5 protein-coding genes and 1 pseudogene are annotated in these 8,160 nt (G+C 35.2%); 5 read left to right on the forward strand and 1 reads right to left on the reverse strand.

Annotated elements, in window-relative coordinates; genetic code table 11:
• Positions 1-132 (forward strand): annotated as a pseudogene (locus tag KI369_RS25025) (cobalt transporter); the annotation flags it as partial.
• A gap of 479 nt (positions 133-611) precedes the next feature.
• The gene (locus KI369_RS25030) at positions 612-2,318 is read left to right on the forward strand and encodes a putative bifunctional diguanylate cyclase/phosphodiesterase (RefSeq protein WP_212957973.1); all 1,707 of its coding nucleotides are present in this window, start codon (positions 612-614) and stop codon (positions 2,316-2,318) included.
• A gap of 27 nt (positions 2,319-2,345) precedes the next feature.
• On the opposite strand, the gene KI369_RS25035 is transcribed toward KI369_RS25030, so the two are convergent.
• Positions 2,346-3,743, reverse strand: coding sequence for an amino acid permease (locus KI369_RS25035; RefSeq protein WP_212957975.1), 1,398 nt, complete (start codon positions 3,741-3,743; stop codon positions 2,346-2,348).
• Between the two features lie 449 nt (positions 3,744-4,192).
• On the opposite strand from KI369_RS25035, the gene treR reads away from it, so the two are divergent.
• The 3 genes from treR to treC all read left to right on the forward strand — a co-directional run bounded on the left by treR (position 4,193) and on the right by treC (position 8,147).
• The gene (gene treR, locus KI369_RS25040) at positions 4,193-4,903 is read left to right on the forward strand and encodes a trehalose operon repressor (RefSeq protein WP_087955435.1); all 711 of its coding nucleotides are present in this window, start codon (positions 4,193-4,195) and stop codon (positions 4,901-4,903) included.
• Between the two features lie 141 nt (positions 4,904-5,044).
• Complete coding sequence (gene treP, locus KI369_RS25045) at positions 5,045-6,472, forward strand: PTS system trehalose-specific EIIBC component (RefSeq protein ID WP_212957983.1); 1,428 nt, start codon at positions 5,045-5,047, stop codon at positions 6,470-6,472.
• A gap of 13 nt (positions 6,473-6,485) precedes the next feature.
• Positions 6,486-8,147, forward strand: a complete 1,662-nt coding sequence (gene treC, locus KI369_RS25050; RefSeq protein ID WP_212957985.1) for an alpha,alpha-phosphotrehalase — start codon at positions 6,486-6,488, stop codon at positions 8,145-8,147.
• Positions 8,148-8,160: the final 13 nt, after the last annotated feature.

Genomic DNA, 8,160 nt, shown 5'->3' on the forward strand with positions numbered 1-8,160 from the left:
GCTGGCGCATTAACGGGTGCGGTAAGTGGAGGCTACTATCCAGCGCCGTATCCAGTAACTTATCCAGCACCATATCCAGTGCCATATCCAACACCATATCCGGGGTATCAACAAACGCCATATTCGTATTAAACAAAAAAAGAGGCTATCCTCTTTTTTTGTTTCAGTATTTATTTATAAAATACTTCCAAAATTAAGGTGGAAATATGTTAATATTTTGTTATTGTAATTCAAAAACATATATACTAATTTTAATTTTTATATTATTATTCGTGAATAGTTGTATAGTGGGCTCAAATTTCTATTTCGCTAGTAAAGTAAAGAGGTTAGATGTGAGCGGGACTAGTAGGAAATAGGCGTTGTATAGAGCTAGCTATAAAGGAATGTAAGAGAATGAATAAAGTAAGCTAATTATAGTGATAAGAAACTACTATTTATAATTGAAACGGTATTATATTGCTTTTTATTACAAATAATATTATGTTATTTTAATCGGCATATTTCAAAACGTGATTTATGTATAGGACGATTATTAGGAAATGAAATATCTCTATTTCTATGAAAAGAAACAAGTTGTGTTTTAGTCAGATAGGAAGCAAGGAGAGATGCGCATGCTAGAACAAAGAGGTCATGCATTATATGACTCTTCATTGCGAGATTTAAAGTTAGCATTAGATGAGTCTTCAATTGTTGCGATTACAGACCGAAATGGTCGTATTACATATGTAAATGATAAGTTTTGTGAAATCTCCAAATATACACGAGAAGAGTTAATAGGGAAAGATCATCGTATTTTAAATTCAGGATATCACCCGAAAACATTTTTTCAAATTCTATGGAAGCGTATTTTGAGTGGAAAAGTATGGAGAGGTGAGATTCGAAATCGAGCAAAAGATGGGACATATTATTGGGTTAAAACAACAATTGTTCCATTTTTAAATGAAAAAGGAGAGCCATATCAATTTATTGCGATCCGAAATGATATTAGTAGTAGGAAAGAAGCGGAACAGAGGCTGCGGTTAAGTGAAAGTCGTTATAGGGAACTTGCGTATCATGATGCTTTAACGAGTTTACCGAACCGATTGCAATTAATAACGACTGTAAACGAGATGATTGCAGGCAAAAAAGAATTTGGTATGATTTACTTTGATTTAGATCGTTTTAAATTAGTAAACGATACGCTAGGTCATATGATAGGGGATTTACTTTTAAGCGAAGTTGCTTCACGGTTACATTATGTGCTAGGAGAGAAAGACGTCCTGGCTAGGCTGGGTGGCGACGAATTTGTGTTGTTAACAAAAAGTCATACACAAGATGCGATGAGGCAGCTTGCGACATCTGTGTTGTCATGTTTTCAGGCACCATTTATGCTTGAAGGTCATGAAGTATACATTTCAGCTAGTCTAGGACTGTGCGCATATCCGCAAGACGGACAAGATGTAGAAACTCTATTGAAGAATTCGGATTTAGCTATGTACAGTGCGAAAGAGCAGGGCAGAAATGCTGCTTGTTTCTTTACAGATGAATTACGTGCGAAAATAAATCGTAGTATGAAAATTGAATTCGCTTTGCAAAAGGCAATTCGTGATGAAGAGCTAGAGGTGGCTTTGCAGCCTATTATAGATTTGAAAACGAAGAAATATACTGGTATAGAGGCTTTAGCACGTTGTTCGACAGAAGAAGGGCCGATTTCGCCAGGCGAATTTATTCCAGTAGCTGAAGAATCTGGACTTATTATAAAATTAGGAGACTGGGTATTAGAAAAGTCATGTCGCTTGTTTAAAACATTGCCAGATTACGAAGAAGGATTAAAGTTATCTGTTAATTTATCTATACAACAATTAATGCAAAAACGTTTTATTTTATCTGTACGTAGCATTTTGAGGAGAACCGGCTTTCCGCCAAATCGTTTAATTTTAGAAATAACGGAAAGCATTGCTGTTCGCCATTTTGATTATATTATTGCTACATTACAAGAATTAAGAAATATGGGTATTTTAATTGCTTTAGATGACTTTGGAACGGGCTATTCTTCTTTATATTATTTAAAACAACTACCACTGGATATAGTAAAAATTGATCGTAATTTTATTCGTGAATTTCATTATGATCATGCACAGCCAGAACGAACGATTGTAAAATCTGTTATTGAAATTGCTCATAGCTTAAATTTAGCAGTAGTTGCTGAAGGGGTAGAAACAGTAGAGCAAGAAAGTTTATTACAATCTATGGGCTGTGATTACGTACAAGGATTTTATTATGCGAAACCTTTATCTGTAGGAGAGTTAAAAGAAAAATTAATTACAGATTTTGAATAAAAAAGAGAAGCCGGTAGCTTCTCTTTTTTAATTCGTTTTTTGTGAGTTTTTCATTAGCACTGGATAAAGAATAAGACCTAATACGAACAATCCGATTCCTAAGAAGAATGTTTTTAAATCAGCAGTTCCGGTTTTGATAACCCAAATAGAGTATACAAATGCTAATGTAGTAATGATCCCATCCTTTATTCGAGAGCCAGGCATTATATCGTATGTTTCTCCTGTAATAACTAATTTGAATTGGTACAGCGTAGAAACAAGGTATGGAATTAAATAAGCTAATGTTGCTACAACAATAGCGAAATTATAAGCTTCTGATACGGTACCAGAAATCGTTGAGAATAAGAAAATTTGCGTCATCACATTTGTAATAAATAATGATTTTGAAGGACTACCTTTTTTATTGGTTTTCGCGAAAAACTTAGGGAAAAGTCCATTCTTTGCTGCCTGGTAAGGTACTTCTGAACTAACAACGATCCAGCCAACTGTAGATCCAAATAAAGATACAAGTGCAAGTAAAGCCATGATATAGGCACCTTTATTGCCGATTGCTAAATTTAATGCATCTACTAATGGTTTTTGAGACTCTTTCAAAGCATCTTGCGGGAGAGCTCCCATTGTAAGTAGAGTGATTGACATGTAAATAAGAAGAGCGATAATTAATCCGAAAATGGTAGCCTTTTTTACATCGCGCTGAGATTTTGCACGGTTAGAAAGCATAACTGCTGATTCAATACCGATAAACGCCCAAAGTGTTGCAATAGCAGCTGAGTTGATTTGTCCACCTAACGAAATTGATTGTCCTGCTTCATTCATAAATGATTGACCGTCTCCGAAATTAGAAGCATTGAAAATGAATAATGTGATTACAATAAACATTGTAAATCCGATAATTTTTGCTATGGTAGCAAGAAGATTCATATTGCCAGCTCGGTCAATATTTTGAGAAAGAATATATTGAATTCCCCATAGCATAAGGCTACATACGAGGAAAGTTAATCCCTTTCCGAGTTCTAGTGAAAATCCGTTCGTTGAAAAGAGAATTTGCTTACTCTGTAAAACTGGAAAGAATGTTGATAAATATCCAGCAAAGGAAATAATAACAGATGCTGTTGCAGCCCAATTCGCAGCCCAATATCCCCATGCCATACTATATCCTGCAACTTTACCAGCTTTTTTTGAAGGGAACATCGCTTGAGCATAGCTTTGTGGCCCTGCTTTTAATTCTGGCTTTCGGATTGCTAAATTTCCAAATACGAGTGCAATCATAAATACGCCAAGTCCTGTAATACTCCATGCAAGTGTAGAACCCATTGGCCCTGATACTTGTGCTAAATTTGCTGGGAGCATAAATACGCCACCGCCAACCATATTCCCGATAACAAAAGCTGTTAAAACCCATAATCCCCATTTTTTCGTTTCCATTTTTGTTAACTCCTTTGTAGTAAGATTTGCTTAAACATCATTTTTTACTAGCTTTTTGGCAATAAAAAAAGAGCCATGTAGATAAAAAATACCTACATGGCTCTTTGCCTAACGTAGGTACAACGGGAATAACCCTTGTACCTACGCGTAATTTTTCCGCTAGGTTTCAAGGGTTACGTATGATGATGATGTTTTTGTGCAAATGTAACTACAATTGTTGTATAAGTAAGCATAGTTCTTTGCTCCCTTTCTCCTCTGATTTTGAAGTTAGTATACTACATGTTTTTTTGAATGAAAAGAAAAATATAAAAATTTTTATAAAAATACGTTTTATAGATTAAATATTTACCTGAATTTTTCCTATACTGGAAAATAAGTGAGAGATTGGCAGAAGAGTGTAGCATGGTATAATACATATAGAATTAGAAGGTGACAAGGGGCTATTGTAGATGATGAGTAAGTATGAACAAATTTATACAGCAATTAGCAAGTCTATTGATAATAAACAATTAAAAGAGGGATGCAAAATCCCATCAGAAACTGAATTAATGAAGCAGTATGAAGCGAGCCGAGGTACGGTAAGAAAAGCTGTAGATTTATTACAAGAGCGTGGATATGTTCAAAAAATACATGGAAAAGGTGTCTTTGTTTTAAAGCGAAAAAACATTGAATTCAATTTTGGTGGCATTGTAAGCTTCCAAGAAGAAAATGAACGTTTAGGACGCCATTGTATTACAGAAGTCGTGGAAATGGAGAAAGTAAACGCGACAAAAGAGGTTGCAAAGTTATTAAATGTGAAAGAGAAAACAGAAATAGATCATATTAAACGCGTACGAAATATTGATGGAGAAAAAGTAATTTTGGATATTAATCATTTTGTATCGGAATATATTCCTGGATTAACGAGTGAAATTGCAGCGGAGTCCATTTATAAATACATTGAGAAAGAACTAGGTCTTCATATTAGTTACTCACAGAGGGTAATTGAAGTGCAGCCATGTACAGAGGATGATAGAAAGTATTTAGATTTAAATGGAACAGACTATGTTGTCGTTGTGAAAAACTTTACGCATTTTTATGATGGAAGTCAGTTCGAATATACAGAATCACGCCATCGCTTAGATATTTTTCATTTTTCGGATGTGGCGCGGAGAAAATAAGGAGGTGGAACGAAATAACGTTTCATCTCTTTTTTTTTATAAAAAATCACTAACTCGTATATACGAGTATTGACTAACTTATATATACGAGTTAATATGTAATTGTAAACGGTATCAAAAAAAGAAAAGAGGGACGGGAATATGGGGAAAGACTATCGTCAAACAGCAGAGGAAGTGTTGCAGTATATTGGTGGGAAAGACAATATTGAACAAGCTGCACACTGTGTAACGAGACTCCGTATCGCTTTAAAAGATGAAAGCAAAATAGATAACGATAAATTGCAGTCTGTTTCATTAGTGAAAGGAGCGTTTCATAACGCTGGGGTATTTCAAATTGTAATCGGGCCAGGAGATGTTGATCGTGTATATGCAGAATTGATAACGCTTGCAGGTATGAAGGAAGCGACAGTAGCTGACGTTAAAGATTCTGGAAATCAAAAGTTAAATCCAGCTCAAAAGTTTGTAAAAGTATTTTCAGATGTATTTATGCCGATATTACCAGCGATCGTAACAGCTGGTTTACTAATGGGAATTAACAATTTATTAGGGGCAAAGGACTTATTTTTTGAAGGTAAAAATTTATTAGACGTCTATCCAAACTTAAGTGGGCTTTGGGATTTAATTAATATGATGGCGAATACAGCATTCGTATTCTTACCAGCACTTGTCGGTTGGTCAGCAACGAAGCGTTTTGGTGGTAGTCCGATACTCGGGATTGTTATGGGATTAATGCTTGTGCATCCAGCCTTATTAAATGCATGGGACTATGGGAAAGCAGCAACTGGTTTAGATGGACAAAAGATTGAGTACTTCGATATTTTAGGATTATTTCAAATTGAAAAGGTAGGGTATCAAGGTCAAATCTTGCCGGTTTTAGTAGCAGCATTTGTGTTAAGTAAAGTGGAAATTTTCTTGAAGAAACATGTACCAAATGCAATTCAATTATTAGTTGTACCCATTACAACGATTGTCGTAACAGGTGTGTTAGCATTAGGGATTATTGGTCCAGTTACACGTCATATTGGAGATTTATTAACAGCTGGATTAGTAGGTGTATATGAAACAGTACCAGTAGTTGGAGCAGTATTATTTGGAGCATTATATGCACCGCTAGTAATTACAGGTATGCATCATATGTTTATTGCTATCGATTTACAATTAATTGCACAGCACGGTGGTACATTCATTTGGCCGATGATTGCACTCTCTAACATTGCGCAAGGTAGTGCGGCACTTGCGATGTTCTGGATTTCTAAAAATCAAAATGATAAAAGCATGGCATCGACATCAGCAATTTCAGCATATTTCGGTATTACAGAGCCAGCTATGTTTGGTGTAAACTTACGAAATAAATTCCCGTTTTATGCAGCGATTATAGGATCGGCTATTGCAGCTATATTTATTACGTTAAATGGTGTATTAGCACCTGCTATCGGAATTGGCGGATTACCAGCATTTATTTCTATCATTCCGAAATCGATTCCAATGTTTATTGTCGGAATGATTATCGCAGTTGTAATCCCATTTACGTTAACGTGGTTATTTGCAAAACGAGTAAAACAGAAGTAGGAGGAAGTTAAACATGAAGGATTGGCATAAAAGTGTAGTGTATCAAATTTATCCGAAGAGCTTTAATAGCTATTACAATAAAGAAACCGGTGATATAAAAGGGGTTACAGAGAAACTAGATTATTTAAAAGAACTCGGAGTAGATTATATTTGGTTAACACCGATATACCAGTCACCACAAAATGATAATGGATATGATGTAAGTGATTACTATAGTATTGATCCATCTTACGGAACGATGGAAGAGTTTGAAGAGCTTTTGGAAGAAGCAAAGGCACGTAATATTGAAATTATGCTCGATATCGTTGTAAATCATAGTTCGACGGAGCATAAGTGGTTTAAAGAAGCGAAGGAAGATAAAAATAGTCCATATCGTAATTACTATATTTGGCGTGATGAAAAAAATAATTGGCAATCTAAGTTTGGCGGGTCTGCTTGGAAATATGATGAGAAGACAGAGCAATATTTTTTACATCTATTTGATGAGACACAAGCTGATTTAAATTGGGAAAATGAAAAACTTCGTGAAGAAGTATATGATATGATGCGTTTTTGGCTGGATAAAGGAGTAACTGGATTCCGATTAGATGTAATTAACTTAATTTCAAAAGACCAAAGTTTCTTGAATGATGACGGAAGTACGGCGACAAGCGATGGGCGTAAATATTATACAGATGGCCCGCGCGTTCATGAATATTTACAAGAGATGAACCGAAATGTTTTTGAAGGGAAAGATGTAATTACAGTTGGAGAGATGTCATCTACGACAATTGATAATTGTATTAAATATTCAAACCCTGAGCGTAATGAATTAAGTATGACGTTTAGTTTTCATCATTTAAAAGTAGATTATCCAAATGGAGATAAGTGGACGCAAGCTGATTTTGATTTCATTACATTAAAAGAGATTATGTCTAATTGGCAAATTGAAATGCAAAAGGGCGGAGGATGGAACGCATTATTCTGGTGTAATCATGACCAGCCTCGTATTGTGTCACGCTTCGGTGATGATAGAACGTACCGAAATGAATCTGCGAAAATGTTAGCGACAGCTATGCATATGTTGCAGGGCACACCATACATTTATCAAGGCGAAGAAATCGGTATGACGAATCCTAAATTCGAATCCATCGAGCAATATCGCGATGTGGAATCGTTAAATATATACGATATCAAGCGAGAAGAAGGATTATCAAAAGAAGAGATTATCGGGATTTTAAAACAAAAATCTCGTGACAACTCCCGTACTCCGATGCAGTGGAATGAAGAGGTGAACAGTGGTTTTACAACAAGTACACCTTGGATTTCAGTAGCTGAAAACTTTACAGAAATAAATGTAGAGAAGGCACTAGAAGATAAAGAGTCTGTATTTTATCATTACAAAAAACTAATTGAACTAAGAAAAACATATGATGTTATTACAGAAGGAGAATATGCTATTTTAGATGAAAATCACGCTAAGGTTTGGGCATATACTCGTACTACAGAAAGTGAAGTACTACTCGTTATAAATAATTTCTATGGAGAAGAAATAACGTACTCTGTACCAGCGCACGTTCAATTAGATGGAATGAAACAAGAAGTACTACTGTCGAATTATAAAGATGCCAGCAAGGATATCACAAAACTTAACTTAAGACCATATGAATCAATTGTGTATCGATATACGAAATAAAAAGGTTGTATGC

It is taken from the genome of Bacillus sanguinis (assembly GCF_018332475.1).
In the GTDB taxonomy this organism is placed as follows: domain Bacteria; phylum Bacillota; class Bacilli; order Bacillales; family Bacillaceae_G; genus Bacillus_A; species Bacillus_A sanguinis.